At 50.8% G+C, this 18,439-nt stretch carries 18 protein-coding genes and 1 pseudogene; 7 read left to right on the forward strand and 12 right to left on the reverse strand.

Annotated features, from left to right (window positions below):
• Positions 1 to 71 precede the first annotated feature (71 nt).
• Complete coding sequence (locus tag AC6R0R_RS11515; protein WP_500626770.1) at positions 72 to 470, forward strand: XRE family transcriptional regulator; 399 nt, start codon at positions 72 to 74, stop codon at positions 468 to 470.
• Positions 471 to 561: 91 nt separating this feature from the next.
• Positions 562 to 2,628 (forward strand): alpha-amylase, encoded by a 2,067-nt coding sequence (locus tag AC6R0R_RS11520; RefSeq protein ID WP_500626771.1) that lies wholly within the window; start codon positions 562 to 564, stop codon positions 2,626 to 2,628.
• 108 nt (positions 2,629 to 2,736) lie between these two features.
• Here AC6R0R_RS11520 and aroG read toward each other — a convergent pair whose 3' ends face one another.
• From aroG to AC6R0R_RS11545, 5 genes are all read right to left on the reverse strand, one after another.
• Positions 2,737 to 3,792: a 3-deoxy-7-phosphoheptulonate synthase AroG gene (aroG, locus tag AC6R0R_RS11525; RefSeq protein ID WP_500626772.1), complete on the reverse strand. Its 1,056-nt coding sequence runs from the start codon at positions 3,790 to 3,792 to the stop codon at positions 2,737 to 2,739.
• Positions 3,793 to 3,977: 185 nt separating this feature from the next.
• Positions 3,978 to 4,874 carry a heme o synthase gene (gene cyoE / locus AC6R0R_RS11530; protein WP_500626773.1) on the reverse strand — a complete coding sequence of 299 codons (897 nt, stop codon included), beginning with the start codon at positions 4,872 to 4,874 and terminating at the stop codon, positions 3,978 to 3,980.
• On the reverse strand, positions 4,867 to 5,958 hold the full coding sequence (locus AC6R0R_RS11535; RefSeq protein WP_500626774.1) for a COX15/CtaA family protein: 1,092 nt from the start codon (positions 5,956 to 5,958) through the stop codon (positions 4,867 to 4,869). Before AC6R0R_RS11535 ends, cyoE begins: the two co-directional genes overlap by 8 nt.
• A 10-nt stretch (positions 5,959 to 5,968) precedes the next feature.
• Positions 5,969 to 6,553 carry a redox-active disulfide-containing membrane protein gene (locus AC6R0R_RS11540; protein WP_500626775.1) on the reverse strand — a complete coding sequence of 195 codons (585 nt, stop codon included), beginning with the start codon at positions 6,551 to 6,553 and terminating at the stop codon, positions 5,969 to 5,971.
• Positions 6,537 to 7,316: an SURF1 family protein gene (locus tag AC6R0R_RS11545; RefSeq protein ID WP_500626776.1), complete on the reverse strand. Its 780-nt coding sequence runs from the start codon at positions 7,314 to 7,316 to the stop codon at positions 6,537 to 6,539. Before AC6R0R_RS11545 ends, AC6R0R_RS11540 begins: the two co-directional genes overlap by 17 nt.
• 46 nt (positions 7,317 to 7,362) lie before the next feature.
• Between AC6R0R_RS11545 and AC6R0R_RS11550 the strand changes: the two genes are divergently transcribed.
• Complete coding sequence (locus AC6R0R_RS11550) at positions 7,363 to 7,596, forward strand: DUF2909 family protein (RefSeq protein WP_500626777.1); 234 nt, start codon at positions 7,363 to 7,365, stop codon at positions 7,594 to 7,596.
• A gap of 51 nt (positions 7,597 to 7,647) precedes the next feature.
• Here the strand turns inward: AC6R0R_RS11550 and AC6R0R_RS11555 are convergent, their stop codons facing one another.
• The 4 genes and pseudogenes from AC6R0R_RS11555 to coxB form a co-directional block, all read right to left on the reverse strand.
• A complete protein-coding gene (locus tag AC6R0R_RS11555) occupies positions 7,648 to 8,532 on the reverse strand; it encodes a cytochrome c oxidase subunit 3 (protein ID WP_500626778.1) in 885 nt (294 codons plus the stop codon).
• Positions 8,533 to 8,720: 188 nt separating this feature from the next.
• Positions 8,721 to 9,257: pseudogene (locus AC6R0R_RS11560) on the reverse strand (cytochrome c oxidase assembly protein); the annotation flags it as partial.
• 8 nt (positions 9,258 to 9,265) lie between these two features.
• Positions 9,266 to 10,933 carry a cytochrome c oxidase subunit I gene (gene ctaD, locus AC6R0R_RS11565; protein ID WP_500626779.1) on the reverse strand — a complete coding sequence of 556 codons (1,668 nt, stop codon included), beginning with the start codon at positions 10,931 to 10,933 and terminating at the stop codon, positions 9,266 to 9,268.
• Complete coding sequence (gene coxB / locus AC6R0R_RS11570) at positions 10,930 to 12,090, reverse strand: cytochrome c oxidase subunit II (RefSeq protein ID WP_500626810.1); 1,161 nt, start codon at positions 12,088 to 12,090, stop codon at positions 10,930 to 10,932. Before coxB ends, ctaD begins: the two co-directional genes overlap by 4 nt.
• A gap of 517 nt (positions 12,091 to 12,607) precedes the next feature.
• On the opposite strand from coxB, the gene AC6R0R_RS11575 reads away from it, so the two are divergent.
• A complete protein-coding gene (locus AC6R0R_RS11575; protein WP_500626780.1) occupies positions 12,608 to 14,320 on the forward strand; it encodes a phospho-sugar mutase in 1,713 nt (570 codons plus the stop codon).
• Positions 14,321 to 14,392: 72 nt separating this feature from the next.
• Here AC6R0R_RS11575 and AC6R0R_RS11580 read toward each other — a convergent pair whose 3' ends face one another.
• Positions 14,393 to 14,725 carry a winged helix-turn-helix transcriptional regulator gene (locus AC6R0R_RS11580; RefSeq protein ID WP_500626781.1) on the reverse strand — a complete coding sequence of 111 codons (333 nt, stop codon included), beginning with the start codon at positions 14,723 to 14,725 and terminating at the stop codon, positions 14,393 to 14,395.
• A gap of 183 nt (positions 14,726 to 14,908) precedes the next feature.
• Between AC6R0R_RS11580 and AC6R0R_RS11585 the strand changes: the two genes are divergently transcribed.
• From AC6R0R_RS11585 to AC6R0R_RS11595, 3 genes are all read left to right on the forward strand, one after another.
• On the forward strand, positions 14,909 to 15,322 hold the full coding sequence (locus AC6R0R_RS11585; protein ID WP_500626782.1) for a YybH family protein: 414 nt from the start codon (positions 14,909 to 14,911) through the stop codon (positions 15,320 to 15,322).
• Positions 15,323 to 15,481: 159 nt separating this feature from the next.
• Positions 15,482 to 16,198: an AzlC family ABC transporter permease gene (locus AC6R0R_RS11590; RefSeq protein ID WP_500626783.1), complete on the forward strand. Its 717-nt coding sequence runs from the start codon at positions 15,482 to 15,484 to the stop codon at positions 16,196 to 16,198.
• On the forward strand, positions 16,195 to 16,503 hold the full coding sequence (locus tag AC6R0R_RS11595) for an AzlD domain-containing protein (protein WP_487902175.1): 309 nt from the start codon (positions 16,195 to 16,197) through the stop codon (positions 16,501 to 16,503). The genes AC6R0R_RS11590 and AC6R0R_RS11595 overlap by 4 nt, the downstream gene beginning before the upstream one ends.
• 13 nt (positions 16,504 to 16,516) lie before the next feature.
• On the opposite strand, the gene AC6R0R_RS11600 is transcribed toward AC6R0R_RS11595, so the two are convergent.
• Entirely contained in the window at positions 16,517 to 17,131 is a 615-nt protein-coding gene (locus AC6R0R_RS11600) for a fumarylacetoacetate hydrolase family protein (RefSeq protein WP_500626784.1), read from the reverse strand.
• A 376-nt stretch (positions 17,132 to 17,507) separates the two neighbouring features.
• Positions 17,508 to 18,419, reverse strand: coding sequence for a MalM family protein (locus AC6R0R_RS11605; RefSeq protein ID WP_500626785.1), 912 nt, complete (start codon positions 18,417 to 18,419; stop codon positions 17,508 to 17,510).
• Positions 18,420 to 18,439: the final 20 nt, after the last annotated feature.

The following is an 18,439-nucleotide window of genomic DNA, read 5'->3' on the forward strand; positions in this document are numbered from 1 at the left end:
GCTTCTACCCTATTCTTGTTTGTTTCAACCTACAACGTATACTGTGCAGAATTTCGAACTGGAGTACGAAAATGAGTTTTGCACTGCGTCTTCAAGCCCTCATCGGTGAAGAGTCCATTTCTGGTTTTGCGCGTCGGGTCGAGCTCTCCGAAGCCCTGATTCGCAAATATCTCAAAGGCAGCGAACCTAGCTTGGCCAAAGCGAATCAGATCGCGATGAAGGCCAACTGCTCACTGGAGTGGTTAGCCACAGGGTGTGGCTATCTGTACAGGCAGGCGGAAGTGGTCGATATGCCCGCTTACAGCATGGCGTATGAGACCGTCATGGGCCAAACACCAGAGCCCATCGAGCAACATCGCAAGGTGATCGCGGCATACCAATATTTACGCGCCCATAAAAAATCCGATGGCTATCTTGACCAGGCGTCGATGCTGCAATTTCTTCATCGTCACAGCCCGAAAGAACTGTGACTAAGAGCAAAATTTAGGGCGTAGATCGGGGGTAGGATGTGGCGCCGCTTCGTTCACAGTATCCTGTCTAAAAAAACAACAAGGACAGAACGTGAAACGATATCAACCACACTGCATAGTGATTGGTGGGCTGTTGAGTGCGACTGCATTCGCGTCACCCACTCTCACTCTCTCAACCACAACCACCAGCCGAGATTTTCCTCTCAATAGCAATACGCCCTTGGTCTTACCGCTGCCCAAGCAAGAGTATACGCTACACATTTCCGCTACCGGTGGTGACTGCCCCACCACAAACCTCGAGCAGGTCAAGTTTAGGCAGCCGATTGCCCTGAACTGTCAAACGTCAACGACTCTGCCCGTCAACATCCGCTTTAGCGGCGATTACTCCTTCGAATACGATGCCGAAGCAAATACATTGGTGATCGCCCGCGAAGCGAAGAAAAACACCACCACGACATTCAAACGGCCGCTGCCGGATGTGAATTGTCGTCAATACGTGGGTGGCCCCGTCACGCTAAACTTAGGTGACACCTTCCCCGATGGTACCGAGCTAAAAGAGGCCTTAAGCGGTCAAATCGTCACCGTACGCGACAGTCAAGTCTCACTCGAACCGAGTGAAAACAGTGGTGGCGTCCTACTCCTTGAGCCAGTACTCACAGAGCCCGTAGAGCGCGACTTTACCTATCGTAACGCCAACATTTATTTCGCTATGGTGGACAGGTTCCACAACGGCGATACCAGTAATGATGCCAGCTACGGTCGTCGCAAGGATGGCAAAGATGAAGTGGGCACCTTCCACGGCGGCGATCTTAAAGGGGTGATAGAAAAACTCGATTACATTCAAAGCTTAGGAACGGATGTGATTTGGCTATCGCCCATAGTAGAACAGGTGCATGGCTTTGTGGGGGGCGGCGAAAAGGGCAGCTTCCCGTTTTACAGCTATCACGGCTACTGGACTCGTGATTTCACGAAAATTGACGCCAACTTTGGGCAAGAGGACGATCTGAAAACGTTAGTCGCCGAAGCCCACAAACGCGGTATGAAGATTTTCCTCGATGCCGTGATCAACCATTCGGGGTACGCCACCTTAGCCGATCTACAAACCGACAACATCGACGTTGTCAATGCAGATAAAATGCCGACCACTTGGCAAGATTGGCAGCCAAACGGTGATGAGAATTGGCACAGTTTCCACCAAGCCATCGATTACAACAGCCCACAATGGCAATCTTGGTGGGGTGGCGATTGGGTCAGAGCGGGCCTACCTGGCTACCCTGCACCGGGCTCCAGCGACATCGAAATGACACTGGCTGGGTTACCTGATTTCCGTACTGAATCACAACAATTTGTGACACCGCCGCAATGGCTATTGGACAACCCGGGCACACGCGTTCAACGCCGCGATAATTATCGCGTCTCGGATTATCTGATTGAATGGCAGAGTGACTGGGTTAAACGTTTTGGTATTGATGGTTTTCGTGTTGATACCGTCAAACACGTCGAGGGAGAAGTATGGCAACGACTCAAAGAACAAGCCAGTACAAGCTTAGAGCAGTGGCGTGAAGCCAATGGTCAATCGGGCGAGCCGTTTTGGATGATGGGCGAAGTCTGGGGGCACTCGGCTTACCGCTCTCCCTATGCCGACCAAGGCTTTGATGCCCTAATCAACTTTGATCTACAAAAGAAAATGGATAAGGGCGCAGCGTGTTTTAGCAAGATGCAAAGCACCTATCAAAACTACGCAGATTCCATGCAAGAAACGCCGGACTTTACCCCGGTAAGCTACATGTCATCACACGATACCGAACTGTTTTTCAGCCGCTTCAACTCGCTTGATGTGCAGCGTAGTGCGGCCAACGCGCTGCTGCTCAGCCCGGGAGCAGTCCAAGTCTATTACGGCGATGAAGTGGGACGTGAAATAGGCCCTTATGCCGATGACTTCCATCAAGGGACACGCTCAGACATGCTTTGGACACTGGATAAAGAGCGCCAGGCGCTTCTTGCGCACTGGCAGCGTGTGGGTCAATTTCGTCAGAATCACCCAGCGATTGGCGGCGGAGTCCACCGTGTGATTGACAACAACCAAGAGTACGTATTCTCTCGTACCTTAGGAGACGACAAGGTCGTTGTTGCCTTTGTCGGCACCAAGCGCGAGTAAAAAGTGAACGAGAACATTAGCCGCTAACGCACATTAGCGAGTGCAATAGAAAAGCAAACGGGCTCCGCGGAGCCCGTTTTTCTTGGAAAGAGGTCAAGAAGGTGAGAATTAACGGTTGTTACGACGCGTTTCGACCGCTTGAGCGAGTTGGCGCAGAACCTTCTCGGTATCATCCCAACCAATACACGCATCGGTAATGGATTGACCGTACGTCAGCTCACAGCCCGCCACCAAATCTTGGCGACCTTCCACAAGGTGAGACTCAATCATCACACCAAATACTGCGTCTTCACCGCCTGCAATTTGTCCTGCCACGTCCTCTGCCACAACCATCTGGTTTTGGTACTGCTTTGAACTGTTCGCATGGCTAAAGTCGATCATCACTTTTTGTGGCAACCCTGAGGCTTCCAGCTCCGCTTTGATGGTGCCGACGTGATCTGCGCTGTAGTTTGGCTCTTTACCACCACGCAAAATAATGTGGCAATCTGGGTTGCCTGCTGTCTCGACAATGGCTGAATGGCCAAATTTGGTCACCGAAAGGAAGTGGTGCGATGCGCCAGCGCTTCGAATTGCATCGGACGCGATCTTGATGTTGCCATCCGTGCCGTTCTTAAATCCAACCGGGCAAGAGAGACCCGAGGCGAGTTCACGGTGCACTTGTGACTCTGTCGTACGTGCACCAATCGCGCCCCAGCTGATCAAATCCGCCACATACTGCGGGGTGATCATGTCTAAAAATTCGCTTGCGGTTGGCATACCCATGTCGGTCAAATCCAACAGTAATTTACGCCCCATACGCAAACCATCATTGATCGCAAATGAGTCATTTAAGTACGGGTCGTTGATCAAGCCTTTCCAGCCAACGGTGGTACGCGGCTTCTCAAAATAAACGCGCATCACAACTTCAAGGCGATCGCCCAACTCATCACGCAGAACTTTAAGACGCTGACCATATTCCAGCGCCGCTTCAGGATCATGAATAGAACAAGGCCCGATGATGACCAACAAACGGTCATCATCGCCTTTTAAAATATCAGAAATCGCTTCACGCGAACGAAACGTGGTTGAAGAAGCTGACTCAGTCGCCGGAAACTTCTCTAAAACAGCAACAGGGGGTAATAACTCTTTTACTTGGTTAATTCGTACATCATCAGTTTGAAACATCGCTTACTTCTTCCTATTTTCTTGGCCTGAACACAGCATCAAAGACAGTGATGCAAAAATGTTCAATCTCTCGTCACTTTGTTCCCAGTAACTTATCTGCCAAAAACAAGGCTTGCAAGCATTATTTCATTTAAAAGGCAATATTATATCTAATTTTAAAATTTACACCGACTGTTCATTAATATTTACATCCAGTAATGATCAACTAAAAGTAGCAGAAACAGCAGCATTAACTGATAGATTGAGTACTTAAACGTCTCGATGGCTGATTTGTCGGTGGGAGCGAATTTCAGTTTCCAGGCATGAGCAACAAAGCCGAGGCAGAGCAAAGTTACCCCGACCCAATACATGGTGCCTGCCATACCGACTAAGGCAGGCATTAAGCACACCAATGTCAACAGCACGGTATAGAGCAAGATCGAGGTTTTTGTGTACTCCTCGCCATGCGTCACAGGCAGCATGGGGATGTCGGCTTTGGCATAATCCGCTTTGCGATGGATAGCCAGCGCCCAAAAATGAGGCGGGGTCCAGATGAAGATGATCATCACCAGCAACCAAGCATGTGCGTGCATCTCACCGGTGACCGCCGTCCAACCAAGTAAGGGAGGCATAGCCCCAGCGATGCCTGCGATAACAATGTTTTGCGGTGTCGCACGTTTAAGGTAGAGCGTGTACACCACCGCGTAGCCCAGAAGGCTCGCTAATGTCAGCCAAGCCGTGAGTGCGTTGACGCCAAAGAGCAACACCCCCATCCCCACGGCGCCAAGAGCAAAGGCGAACACAAATACATTGACCGCCTTGATGCGACCAGAGGGCAGAGGTCTTTGATAAGTACGCGCCATAATCGCGTCAATTCGGCGATCGATCAGGTGATTAAACGCCGCTGCTGAACCCGCCATCAAGGCGATGCCGACCAACCCAAGCACCGTTTGCTGTATGGGTAGTGAGCCTTCCACGGCCAAACACATCCCCACCAGCGCGGTAAGCAGCATCAGCGCCACCACTTTCGGCTTGGTGAGCGTGAAATAGTGATGCGCGAGTGATTTCTCCGCGCTTGAGGTAAACGTCGCGGTTTTACTCATGAGCACTCTCCTTAATGTCGATCACTGACTGGCGCTTTGGGGATTGCGCCCTCACAGACGCGGCGATTCTCGGGCTAATGCGCTGCGTCGCTTTCGTTGGCGCACTGACTTGGCTCAGCAAGTAATTGGCTCTCAGCGTGGCGACCAACAGCAGCGCTGCGCCAAGGTTGTGCGCAACGGCAATAGCCAAAGGTAAACTGAGCAGTACGTTACTTACTCCCAGTGCGATTTGAAGGACCAACAGTCCAAGTAGCCAATGGGCACAGAGGGTAAACTCTGTATTCCGATAACGCTTAAGCGCGACCACCAACGCGAGAACAAACAGCATCACCAGCATGGCACCAAAACGATGCGTGACATGAATCGTCATTCGCGCGCCATAGTCGAGAGTACCGAATTCGTAACTCTCACTCTTAGGCTGGATAAGCTCAAAGGCCGTCTCAAAATCCAAATATTGCGTCCAGTTTCCCTCACAAATCGGCAGCGAAGTACACATCAGCGCGGCGTAATTTGATGAGGTCCATCCCCCTAATGCCACCTGCGCTACCACTACCAATGCCGTGCTCCCTGCCAGCCAGCGCAGTCCACGAGATACTGAAATGTCACCCAGTCGGTGCGCCAACGGATAACGAGTCACATGCCAATAGCTCAAACAGAGCAGGCTAAACAACGTAAAACCACCAAGCAGGTGCCCCATGACGACAATCGGCATCAGCTTCATCGTGACCGTCCACATCCCCAGTAACGCTTGAAACACAATCACGGCAGGGAGTGCGAGAGACAGCCCAGCAGGTAAGGCTCGATGCTTCAAACCAAGGTAGGCGATGGCAAACACCAGCAAGCCAAGGCTGCCGGCAAAGTAACGATGGATCATCTCAAGCCACGCCTTGTCGGCTTCTACCGTCAGCTCAGGGTAAAGCGCGTTCGCTTTGGCCAGTTCGTGGCTTTCGTTGGGCACCGTTAAATGGCCATAACAACCGGGCCAATCCGGACACCCGAGTCCTGCGTCAGCCAAACGGGTATAGGCACCAAGAAGAATGACCATCAAGGTGAGCAGTAAACTGGCTCTTAGTAATGTAATCATACTTCCCCCCTTACCCGACCCGAGACAGCTTGAGCAATTTGCGCAAATCCGCCAGTAAGCCTTTACTTTGCGCGGGTAGTTGGGCGAGATCTTGCTCTGGCGGGTAACGCATCACTAGCTGCCCCAATGGGTCGATAATCACATATTCAAAGTCCCCGACCACTTGATGAAACGCGTCATTGATCGCAATGCTGGTCAGCGCGCCCTCTTCTAGGAGCGGTGCGCTTTTATCGGTGCGCAGCAATACTGGGGCGACGCGTTCTTGATATTTTCCTAGTGCAATGTGAGTTTGACCAAGAAGGTGAATTTGCTGTTGGCATCGCGCCTCACATTCGCTCGGCACAACGTAGCCTAGTTGCCATTGTTTGTGCTGAAAAGGATTGGCGACACCGAGCGACTCAAAGGTGGTGAGGGGCTCGATGAGAGTCCCTTGATTGGTCACGCCCGAGTTGTACCACTGCTTAACCAAAATCGCCTTGGCGGCAATCACGGGGAGAGTGAAAAACAGCACCAACGCGATCAGCGTCAAGCGCCCTCGGGTGACACGACGTGTATCGACCGAATTCGGGGTTCCCATTTTAGCGGCATGAGTCATGCGACACCTCCTTGTGAGTAGAGTCTAGGCTGCGATGATGCGCCTTGACCTCTGCAAGCGTTCTTTTGATGGTACGAAACAGAAGCAGTGAGACAATCAGTAGCAAAGCCAGCGCCATAGAGAACCATTGCACGGCGTAACCCAAATGCTTCTCTGGGCTCATCGATATGGGTTGCCACGGCTGAGGGTAGGGCCAACTTTCCCCAGTTGTTGCCCCCATCGACCAAGTGGTAGGCTGGGCGATAAATGTCGCCATCGGTGCGGCCCACTGTTTGGCAAGCGCCTCTGTATTGATATTTTGCACCCGCGCGGGGTTGCCCGCTTCGTAATACAGCTCATTGCTGAGCGGGTTGAACGATTTCTGATACAACCTTGCGCTCATCGAACCGGGCTCGTTCAACCACTCCACCTCAGGTAATACATCTCGCGTTGCTTTTGCTTCCACCCAACCGCGCTCGACCAACAGATGCTCATCCACACCCCGCACATCCACCAATTGAATCGCTAAGTAACCAACCTTGCCTTGGTATGACTGATTGTCGAGCAAGACGGTTTTTCCTGCGATGGGGGTGTAATCGAAACGTACCATCACACCGGTTGGCTGCACTCTCTGCGCTTGAGACAACGCACTGAGTGCGACAGGGCCTTGCTGCAAATGCTCGGCGACGCTTTGCGCTATCTGCGTTTTTTCTTCTGCGCGCGAGAGCTGCCACAAGCCAAGTTTGACCAAAAAGCAAAAGGCAACCACAGTTAACAGAACCATCAACGCAAAGCCTCGGGTATAAAACCGGCGACGTAAGGAATCTCGGATGATTTTTTTGTTTAAACTGCTGCTCGTTCTCTTGCTACTGTTCATTCTGTTTAATCTTGGCCTTGCATTAATTGAGATGGTCAAAGGCCCGCGCCAAGACACCTCCAAAGAAGACGACAAACCCATGAGTCACTATTTGGGGCGACGCGTGTTCCTCTCTGCTCTCGCGGTTATTCTGTTAATTGCCGCGCTTCTTAGTGGTTTCATTGAGCCGAACGTGCGCCCCTACTAACGGCTCTCATCTGCCTGTCTTTTTTCTTTGTCTACCTCGTCGTCTGCCTCTTTAAAGCACGTAGACAAAGACAAACAAACACAGCCATACCACATCCACAAAGTGCCAATACCAACTGCCCGCTTGGAAGGCGAAATGGTCTTTCGGCGTAAAATGATCTTTCGCCACACGTGCCAGCAAAATGATCAAAAACGTTGTCCCGAGCAGCACGTGCATGCCATGAAATCCCGTCAGCAAAAAGAAGGTGTTGCCGTACACCCCTGATTGCAGAGTGAGCCCTAAATCTTGATAGGCGTGCACATATTCCACCCCTTGGTAGTAAAGGAAGAAGCAGGCCAACACAATCGTGAGCTCCAACCAAACGATCAGGGCCATGCGATGATTTTTTTCCAAACTGGTGTGGGCCAAATGCAGCGTGATGGAGGAAGTCAGCAGCAACAAGGTATTGATCAGCGGGATGCCCTGCCAAGGCATCGCTGTGGTGGTCGTGCCTGAGGGAGTGGTGGTGAGCGGCCACAACGCCTCAAAAGCGGGCCACAGCACCTCATGAGTCATGGCGTTGTTACTCGCGCCGCCAAGCCAAGGGACAGAAACCATGCGCGCGTAAAACAGCGCACCAAAAAAGGCGCCAAAGAACATGATTTCCGAGAAGATAAACCAGCTCATTCCCTGACGAAACGAGCGAGAAAGCTGCTCGGAGTATTTGCCACTCATGCTCTCAGTGATCACATTGCTAAACCAACCTGCAACCATATAGAGTAAAAACAGTAAGCCTGCGGTTAAGATCAGCTTTCCGAAGACACTGGTATCGCCCCCTTCTGCCATACTCTGCACCGTGATCCCGGCGCCAACAGCAATTAAAAAGAGCGCCACGGCGCCGACAATCGGCCAGCTACTCTGCGCGGGAACAAAATACGGTTGATGTTTCGTACTCATGGGGTAACTCCTTGCTCAAGGCTTCCTTGACTCACCCTTTCTTGACTCACAATACCTCGACTTCCATTCCCTTGACGTCCATTACCTTGACTCCGACTACCTTGACGGAATATGTCTTGAGCCGCCAGTGGCACCGATGCGACCCGAGCCATCGCAGTGACAGGCGTTGAGGTGTCATCAACAACGGATGGCGTCTCTTTTTGCGTGATGTCGTACAGGGTGTAAGAGAGTGTCAGTGTATGAATCGAATCGGGAATGTCCGGTTCGATGTAAAAAATCAGTGGCATCTCGGCATCTGCCCCTGAATCTAGGGGTTGCTGATTAAAACAAAAGCACTCTATTTTGTTGAAATAGGTCGCCCCTAGACCGGGTGAGACCGACGGTACTGCTTGCCCCACTACGGTATGATTGGCGAGGTTTTTCGCCTGATACGCGGTTTGAATCACCTCGCCCGGGTGCACATCGAGATGGGTCAATTTGGGCTGAAACTGCCACTCGATACCCGGATTATTGTGCGCCATAAACTCCACTCTCACGGTTCGCGAGGTATCGATACTCAACCCGGCAGGTGCCACCACCGACTCGCTGTTGGTTTTGCCATTGATGCCCAACGCATCACACATCACGTCATACAGCGGCACGAGTGCAAAGCCAAAACCGAACATAGCGACGACCGCAGCGCACAGCTTTAAGGTCAATTTCTGGTTCGCATTTGCTTGGCTCATCTCTCACCTCAATCAATCTTAGGTGGTGTTGAAAACGTGTGATGTGGTGCAGGGCTAGGCACGCTCCACTCCAAACCTTCTGCACGCTCCCACGGTTTCGCGCTAGCCTTTTCTCCGCCGCGAATACACTTTATGACGAGCCACAAGAAGATCAGTTGAGAGAGACCAAAGGCAAACCCACCGATGGAGACGATTTGATTGACGTCGGCAAACTGAATGGCGTAATCAGGAATGCGTCTTGGCATCCCCGCAAGACCAAGGAAATGCATCGGGAAGAACAAGATATTGACGGAAATGACCGAGCACCAGAAATGCCACAAGCTCAGCCTATGGTCATACATGTGACCCGTCCACTTAGGCAACCAGTAATACGCTGCCGCCATGATCGAGAAGACTGCGCCCGAGACTAAGACATAGTGAAAGTGTGCCACCACAAAGTAGGTATCGTGATACTGGAAATCCGCGGGAACGATCGCCAACATCAAGCCCGAAAATCCACCAATCGTGAAAAGAATGATAAACGCGATAGCAAACAGCATCGGCGTTTCAAACGTCATCGCCCCTCGCCACATGGTCGCGACCCAGTTAAACACTTTCACGCCAGTCGGCACCGCGATGAGCATGGTGCAATACATAAAGAACAGCTCTGCAAACACCGGCATGCCGGTCGTAAACATATGGTGCGCCCAGACCAAAAAAGAGAGCAGCGCGATACTGCACGTCGCGTAGACCATTGAGTGATAACCAAAGAGCTTTTTACCACTAAAAGCGGGGATAATCGCCGAAATGATACCGAATGAGGGCAAAATCATGATGTACACTTCCGGGTGACCAAAGAACCAGAAAATGTGCTGGAACATTACCGGATCGCCCCCTCCAGCCGCATCAAAAAACGAGGTGCCAAAGTACTTATCGGTCAACACCATGGTCACCGCCCCCGCCAATACCGGCATGACCGCGATCAGCAGAAACGCCGTGATCAGCCAAGTCCAAACAAACATGGGCATTTTGAACCAAGTCATTCCTGGCGCGCGCATGTTGACGATAGTGACGATCACATTGATCGCGCCCATGATGGAACTGATGCCCATGATATGTACAGAAAAGACGAACAGCGCGGTGCTATCGGGGCCATAGGTGGTCGATAGCGGTGCATAGAACGTCCAACCGAAATCGGGACCGCCGCCTTCAGTAAACAGCGAGGCAATCAGAATCAAGAACGCAAAAGGCAGAATCCAAAAACTTAAGTTGTTCATTCGAGGTAGCGCCATATCCGGCGCGCCAATCATAATTGGAATCATCCAGTTTGCAAGCCCAGTAAAAGCCGGCATTACGGCGCCAAACACCATGATCAATCCATGAACCGTGGTCATTTGGTTAAAAAACTGCGGTTCCACCAGTTGTAGACCCGGTTGGAACAACTCAGCGCGAATCACCATCGCCATCGCGCCGCCAGTAAGGAACATGATAAAGCTGAACCAAAGATAGAGCGTGCCGATGTCTTTGTGGTTGGTGGAGTAAATCCAGCGGTAAATACCGCTTGGCGCATCGTGGTGATCGTCATGATGATCTTCTATCACCCCTTCAGCGTGCCCAGCGCGGCTTAGCTCCGCATCCGTTACAGGCGCAGATTTGACGTTGTCTGCCGTCATAGAGTCAGATTTGGACGTTTTCATTGTCCCTCCTCGGCTGCGCCAGCATTGTTAGCGCTTTTTGAAGCTTTATAGGCATCAACGTCTGACGCTTGTATAACGTCACCCGTGTTATTACCCAGTCCATTACGTTGATAAGTCACCACCGCCGCGATTTCTTTGTCGGACAATTGATTAGCAAACGCCTGCATGGCAGTGCCCGGGCGGCCATAGACAATGGTGTCAATGTGATTGTTTATCTCACCCGTAGCCACTTTACTGCCCGTGATTGCCGGAAACGCCCCAGGAATACCAGCGCCATTGGCTTGGTGACATACCGCGCAGCGATCGAGATAGACTTTCTCGCCCAAGGTGACGAGCTCTTCGAGAGAGAGTGTTGCCGTCAGTGACGCCGCAGCCTCTTGTTTGGCTAAAGCGAGCTGTGCTTTTTTATCCGCTAGCCACTGCTCGTACTCTGCTTCTTCCATTGCGTGGACCACGATCGGCATAAAACCATGCGCCCTCCCACACAACTCAGCACATTGGCCGCGATACACGCCTGGCTTATCGATGCGCGTCCACGCCTCGTTGATAAATCCTGGAATGGTGTCTTTCTTGACCGCAAAATCTGGCACCCACCAAGAGTGGATCACATCATCGGACGTCATCAAAAATCGTACTTTGCGATTGATCGGCAGCACTAACGGATTATCAACCTCCAGCAGGTAATGGGCGCCTTTTTCTTCAATGCCATCGATCGCTTTTTGACTGGTCGCGAGCAAGCTGAAAAACTCGACCTCTTCATCAAAGTAGCTGTAGTGCCACTTCCACTGCGACCCGGTGATTTTGATCGTTAAGTCCGATTGTGAGGTATCTTCCATGGCCACTAAGGTTTTGGTGGCGGGGATCGCCATCAAGACCAAGATGACTATAGGGATCACAGTCCAGATCACTTCGACTTTGGTGCTTTCATGGAAATGGGCCGCAACCGCACCTTTGGATTTTCGGTGGTGATACATGGAATAGAACATGATGCCAAACACCACCAGTGCGATGGCGCAGCAGATGTAAAAGATCAGCATGTGCAGTTCATACACCTGACCGCTGATATTGGTCACACCTTGTGTCATGTTGTAGGTGGTGTCTATGGGGCTTTCCTCGGCCGACGCGTGGGCGGGTAACACCAACCACACACTGGTTATTCCATAGCCAAGCCATTGCCCAAGTAATCGCCACAGTGCCTGCTGTACTCGTTTCAAACGATGTCTCCTTTGCTCGGTAGCCTACTGGCTATCTCGCTTGAACTCAGCGTTCCCTCACCGCACCTCGGCCTACTACACATCACCCGAAGGGAGTCGCTCAGTTGATTCCTATAAACAGCGAAATTTGGTTTAATTTGTTATATTTATGTTAACAAAATGAGTGTAATTAAAAGCTAGTTGGCGTTTTCAGATTGTGCAAGCGGTTGATCAGGTCCAATGATTTTTTTGTGACCCAATGTTTTTTATCGGCAAAGTAATTTTGTCGGCATAGCCATTTTGGCCGCATAGTGATTTAACGATTGCGCTCCTATAAATGATAATTGATATCAATTAAAATCATCACAACCCTATTTACACTGTCGTCCATTGCTGTAGTCCATTGCTGTAATAGATAGCTACAATACAAAGAGAACGACATACAAACCGTCAGTCGCAAGACCTACGAGGAACCCTTAACATGAAACAGTATGATCAATGGCTAGCACGCGATCCCGATCCCGCCACCCGTGAAGAGCTACAACGTCTCATCGAGCAGCAGCAACAAGCAGAACTGGACGATCGTTTTAGCCAACGGCTCGAATTTGGCACCGCGGGCCTAAGGGGCAAAGTTGGTTGTGGGCCTAACCGTATGAATAGGTTGGTGATTCAAGAAACCGCAACAGGGCTAGGTCACTATCTGCTAGCACAAATCCCGCAGGCAGCTGAGCGCGGCGTTGTGGTCGGCTACGATGGCCGCATCGATTCCAAACAGTTTGCACACGATACCACTGCGGTACTGACGGCCCTTGGGATTAAAGTCTTTCTCACGCATCACGTTGCCGCGACGCCTATCGTGGCGTTTGGTGTCAAACACTTTGGCGCGGCAGCGGCGGTAGTGGTGACTGCTAGCCACAACCCACCGGAATACAACGGATTTAAAGTCTACTGGGAGAATGGCGCTCAGATCATTCCACCGCATGATTCCGGCATTGCGAAGCACATTGAAGACGCCGCGACGGCGCCGCTCTCGCTGATGGATCTTAGTGATGCTGAGGATCAAGGCTTGCTCGTTTGGCTTGATGACGCGTACTACAACACCTATCGACAGGCCATCAACACTCACCCGCAACTCGGCCAAGCGCCAGCCCCCATTACCATCAGCTACACCGCCATGCATGGTGTCGGCGCAGAGATGGCAGAAGCACTGCTCAGCGATGCGGGCTTTAACCAAGTTTACAGCGTCAAAGAGCAGCGTGAGCCAGATGGCCATTTTCCGACCGTTAACTTCCCCAACCCCGAAGAAGCGGGCGCGATGGACAAAGTGATTGAATTAGCCAAGGCGCACAACGCCGATCTCGCCTGCGCCAATGATCCCGATGCGGATCGCTTTGCGGTGGCGGCAAGAACCGCGCAAGGCGACTATCAAATGTTAACCGGCGATCAAGTGGGCGCTCTGTTTGGTCATTATCTACTCAGTCATTTTGATCGCAGCCAAGGTGTCACACCGCTCGTGGGAAATACCATTGTCTCTTCAACGCTGCTCGCCAGCATCGCGCGCTCGCTTGACGGTGAGTACTACCAAACGCTGACGGGCTTTAAGTGGCTGACTAACGTTGCCATGAGTAAAGTATCGAGTGACCGCCCGTTCTTGTTTGCCTATGAAGAGGCGTTGGGTTATACCATTGGCAGCACTGTCTGGGATAAAGATGGCCTGTCAGCGCTGGTGGCGTTTGCTCAGTTGACGGCAGAGTTAGCACGCCAAGGAAAAACCGTGTGGGATCAACTGGAGACGATTTATCGTCAACATGGCATGGTGGTCAATGCGCAGCGCAGTATTGCCCTTGACCCAAGCGCACCCGCTATTGGAGAGAGCCTAAGAGCCTCACCAGTCAGCCAAATTGCAGGGCGTGACATCGAACGCGTCGACGATCTCAAAACGCTCACCACCACCTATCAAGATGGTCGAGCGGAGACCATAAATTTACCGGCCAGTGATGTGCTTATCTATCATCTCGCGGGTGGCGCGCGTGTGATTGTTCGCCCTTCCGGCACTGAACCTAAAATTAAATGTTATTACGAAGTGGTCGAAGCCTTCCCACATGAGCAAAGTTTTACCGAAGCCAGCAACCACGCCCAGCAAGTGATGGATTTACTCATCAGTGAACATCAAACTAGCTTAACGCACCTTTAAGCCTCTCTATCCCCAATGGGAGATCTTCTCCCATTGGGATGACACACACGAGCAAGCGGTGCTCACCAATGGCTAGGTTTGCTCGTTCCACCTCTCCGCTTTAGCGACTATCAAATCAACCACTTGCGCTAACTCTTTACCTTTATCCGTCAAGCCGTAATACACGGTCACTGGGATGGTGTCTTCCTGCCTGCGCCAAACAAAGCCCTCTTCCTTTAGCATTTTGAGCCGTTCGCTCAATACCTTGCTGGACACAAATACCAAATTTTTTCGCACCTGACCAAAACGGATCTCCGCCTGTTGGCCGAGTAGCCAAACGATGTGGGCCGTCCACTTAGTCGAGATTAAGGTTAAATACTTATCTACGCTGCAATACCCTTCGGGCTCTCGTTTATGTTCGCTCATAACTTACCTCTCGTCGTCAGTATATGACAGCGTCCTTCTCTCTGGTGATAGTTACTCGAAGGTAACTAGTTTCAAATAGGTAGCTAGTTTTCTTTAGTAACTAATTTTCTTAATCTTATCTTCATACCGCGCGGCACCACAACTTTTAACACGCGCTCACGCGCCACAATTTAGGTAACAATTATGAAGCAATTATTGATTCTACTCATTAGCACGCTCTCCCTGTCCGTTTTTGCCAATACGGGCTACCCAAAACCGCAAACGCCTCAAACGCTGCACCAATTGTTTGGCCAGTACTTTGCCAAGGAAGATCTCGATGGTCTCGGCTCTCTCTTTCATGAAGACGCGGTCTTTATTTTAGATGCCGAGGGGAATCAGGCGCGCGGAAAAGAGGCAATCAAAGCGGTACTCAAAACCTTCATGCAGGGAGATGTGGAAATGATCACCCACAGTGTCTCAATCCATGTAAACCAAGATGTGGCCCTGATTCGCTCTGAGTGGGAGATCCCAAATGCCGTCTCAGGTACCGCACTGGAGGTAATGCACTATATCGATGGCGGTTGGCTGTATGTGATTGATAATCCAAACGGCTATTAACCTCGCGTCTCTTGTTGTCTATCCATTAATCTCACGAAAGCGCTTTGTATAAAGGCCTCATTATCGATAAGCTAGCGGAATCAATGGCATGTCGCCTATCGCGCTGGCTTTTCACCTGGCGAAAAATAGAGACCAGTGCAAAACGGATAATTGAGGCTTATGGATACCGACACACTCCCCACCCACCAAACCCGTAGACGAGAACAACTTCTCAAAGGTAGCCTTGCTATGGTGCCTCTGAGTATTGCGGTGATCCCCTGGGGATTGCTCGCAGGCTCGTTTGCCATCGACGCAGGATTGACCAGTTTAGAGAGCCAAGCGCTCTCGGCAATTTTGTTTGCGGGTTCCGCGCAATTAGTCGCAACAGGCATGTTTAAAGCGGGCGCAGGGCTTGCCACTATGTTGCTCACCACCTTCTTTATTACTTCCCGTCATTTGCTGTACAGCGTGTCGATGCGCAATCGAATCAGTCCACTGCCACTAAAATGGCGTCTGACGCTCGGTTTTTTGCTAACCGATGAACTGTTTGCTATCTGTGGTCAGCAATCTGAGCAGCAGTTCGATCGCTGGTATGCCTTGGGCGCTGGCCTCAGTTTTTATCTGTGCTGGAACCTAGCCACATTAGCGGGCATTGTGCTTGGCAATCAAATCCCGATGATGAATGAGCTCGGTCTCGAGTTTGCGGTTGCTGCGACCTTTATTGCCATCGTCGTGCCCAATATTCAGTCGTCGCCAGTGATCGTTGCCGTACTCACTTCGCTGATCGTCGCGGTCACTTGTCACTATTTCTCACTCGATGGAGGACTGATGCTAGCGAGTATCAGTGGCATGTTGGCAGGTTATGTGACGGAGCAAGTGAAAGGGAGAGCGGTATGATTTTAGGGTCAATTTTAGCGATGACGGCGTTGGTGTTTCTCAGCCGCTACCTGTTTCTTGAGCCCAAATTACCACTCAAGCTCAATCACAGTATGCAGCGCTTGCTCAGCTACTCAGCGCCTGCGGTATTAACCGCCATTTGGGCACCGATTGTCTTTATACCGGAGGGAGAGCTATGGCTGTCACACAGCAATCCCTATTTAGTGGGCGCAGTGATTGCGGCCTTGATTGCTTGGAAAACCAAAAACGTATTACTGACCACCGTGATCAGTATGTGTCTTTTCCTACTATTGAAACTGATGTAACTCACACATCCGATTAATGTGCAATCCACTCAATCTCCATCAAGGTGGTGTCATCAGTTTTCAACCGCGCAAGGAAGCGATCGCCACTGTGCACTTCGCCCACACCTTGTGGCGTGCCTGTCATGACCACATCCCCGTCATATAGCGTGGTGTAGCTGCCGAGCTCTTGCAAAATTGTTTGTGGAGAATAGATCATCTGCGTGACTGCACCTTTTTGAACGCGCACGCAGTTGATGTAGAGCTCAATGCTCAGCGCATTCACCTCTATGCCATCGAGTGGCATAAAACGGCTAAGCACCGCAGAGCCATCAAACGCTTTTGCTCGCTCCCAGGGTAATCCTTTCCCTTTGAGAGACGACTGCAAGCCGCGTTTGGTCAAATCAAGCCCTAGCCCCACATGGCTATATTCTCCGTTCGTCACCACAAAACAGATCTCTGCTTCGTAATGAAGCGGCTCTTGATGAAAAGAGGACAAGGTTGACGTAATCGCACTGGCTGGCTTGTTAAACACCACCATCTGCTCTGGAACGGCGTTACCCAACTCGTGAATGTGTTCGATATAGTTGCGGCCAATACAGACGATTTTGCTAGGGGTAATCTCACTGCTGCCGAGTTTTATTGACGTCATTTTTCCATCCGTGGTCATCAATTGTCGTTGTCAACTAAAGCACCGATTCTAAATGAGTTTTTTGACAATTTAACCTACCAATCTGATAAATTCAGATCTGAGACTGTTATTTTTGGTTGTGTGTTAATACTTCTACCAACCAAAGGTATTACGAATGGGAAAAACTCAGTCGCACGGTAAACAACACCATAAATGACGAAAAGACATAGACCCTACTTTCAGTGGTGAGGCTAACCAACGAGGCGCCCATCACTGCCTCGCTTATGCCATCCAGACGGTTGGTTTATATAATCACGAAGAAGCCCATGGGATTCATCATCCACATGGGCTTCTTTTCAACCAATCGTAGGGTTAACTGCGTTCTGACCGCTAGTACTTATCGTACATTCACCGCTTGGATAAAGGTCTCTTGTGCACCTTCAACGTTGAGCGCTTTGGCTTCTTCTAGCAGGCTCAAGGCTTTGTCGAGTAACCCTGCATTTACCGCATTTTCAATGCTAGACAAGTAGAAAGACTGCTGAGCGTCAGTCAACAGTGATGACTCTGCTACTTCATCGGTGCTGATCACCGCAACCTCCGACGTCAGTTGATTCGCGGTACTCTTCTTCTCTGCCAACTCGTTTTGGAACTGAGCATGAGCGGTATCCGTGCTCGCAACGGTGATCGGCTCTTCAACGATGACCGCATCATCCACGGTTGCAACCAGTGTCAGCTGGCCAAATTCTGCATGAGGAATGATTGGGTTAGGGACATCCGGCGGATAGTTTCCGCGAGCAATAGCGTCAAGCTTAACGGGATGCAAGACTTCAGACTCCCCCGCGACCAACTCAGGCGTAGTAAAGACCAACAATTTTACTTTCTGTTTACCTACAGGCTGAACCGTCACTTCACTGACAAGGCGATCGCCATCAAGCGCGTACGCATGTTTGTATTCAAAATCGTCTTTTCCAAAACGCTTGAGGACTTGATTGTTTTCATTGAGCAGCAGCGCATTGGGGTAAAAGACCGTTTTTTTAAAATGACTAACGAGTTCTAACTCCAACTCTTTGCCTTGCGTATCGATAGTAAACGCCGCAATAGCACTGTGACCCGTTGCAAAGGTGTAGGTCTGGTTGGTGTCATCAATAGCAAAATTAATTCGCTTGGTTGGCGTGACTTCAACCCATTGAATATCCGAGTATGATTGAGCCAGTTGAGCGACACCCGTGGAATCAAAAACAACGGTTTCCGTCGCGGTACAGCCAAGTAGTGCCATGCTGATTGCACAGCTTAATACGAGTTGTTTCATCGCTACCTCTGCGTTAAACG

The organism is Vibrio sp. R12-SW3-ISO1, from assembly GCF_059834005.1.

Coding starts and splice junctions, on each gene's coding strand:
- aroG (WP_500626772.1), bottom strand. CDS start 3,792: ATGTTTCAAACTGATGATGTACGAATTAACCAAGTAAAAGAGTTATTA.
- AC6R0R_RS11545 (WP_500626776.1), bottom strand. CDS start 7,316: ATGGTTCTGTTAACTGTGGTTGCCTTTTGCTTTTTGGTCAAACTTGGC.
- ctaD (WP_500626779.1), bottom strand. CDS start 10,933: ATGAAAACGTCCAAATCTGACTCTATGACGGCAGACAACGTCAAATCT.
- AC6R0R_RS11600 (WP_500626784.1), bottom strand. CDS start 17,131: ATGACGTCAATAAAACTCGGCAGCAGTGAGATTACCCCTAGCAAAATC.
- AC6R0R_RS11595 (WP_487902175.1), top strand. CDS start 16,195: ATGATTTTAGGGTCAATTTTAGCGATGACGGCGTTGGTGTTTCTCAGC.
- AC6R0R_RS11580 (WP_500626781.1), bottom strand. CDS start 14,725: ATGAGCGAACATAAACGAGAGCCCGAAGGGTATTGCAGCGTAGATAAG.
- AC6R0R_RS11515 (WP_500626770.1), top strand. CDS start 72: ATGAGTTTTGCACTGCGTCTTCAAGCCCTCATCGGTGAAGAGTCCATT.
- AC6R0R_RS11550 (WP_500626777.1), top strand. CDS start 7,363: ATGATTTTTTTGTTTAAACTGCTGCTCGTTCTCTTGCTACTGTTCATT.
- AC6R0R_RS11575 (WP_500626780.1), top strand. CDS start 12,608: ATGAAACAGTATGATCAATGGCTAGCACGCGATCCCGATCCCGCCACC.
- AC6R0R_RS11590 (WP_500626783.1), top strand. CDS start 15,482: ATGGATACCGACACACTCCCCACCCACCAAACCCGTAGACGAGAACAA.
- AC6R0R_RS11555 (WP_500626778.1), bottom strand. CDS start 8,532: ATGAGTACGAAACATCAACCGTATTTTGTTCCCGCGCAGAGTAGCTGG.
- AC6R0R_RS11535 (WP_500626774.1), bottom strand. CDS start 5,958: ATGATTACATTACTAAGAGCCAGTTTACTGCTCACCTTGATGGTCATT.
- cyoE (WP_500626773.1), bottom strand. CDS start 4,874: ATGAGTAAAACCGCGACGTTTACCTCAAGCGCGGAGAAATCACTCGCG.
- AC6R0R_RS11540 (WP_500626775.1), bottom strand. CDS start 6,553: ATGACTCATGCCGCTAAAATGGGAACCCCGAATTCGGTCGATACACGT.
- AC6R0R_RS11605 (WP_500626785.1), bottom strand. CDS start 18,419: ATGAAACAACTCGTATTAAGCTGTGCAATCAGCATGGCACTACTTGGC.
- AC6R0R_RS11585 (WP_500626782.1), top strand. CDS start 14,909: ATGAAGCAATTATTGATTCTACTCATTAGCACGCTCTCCCTGTCCGTT.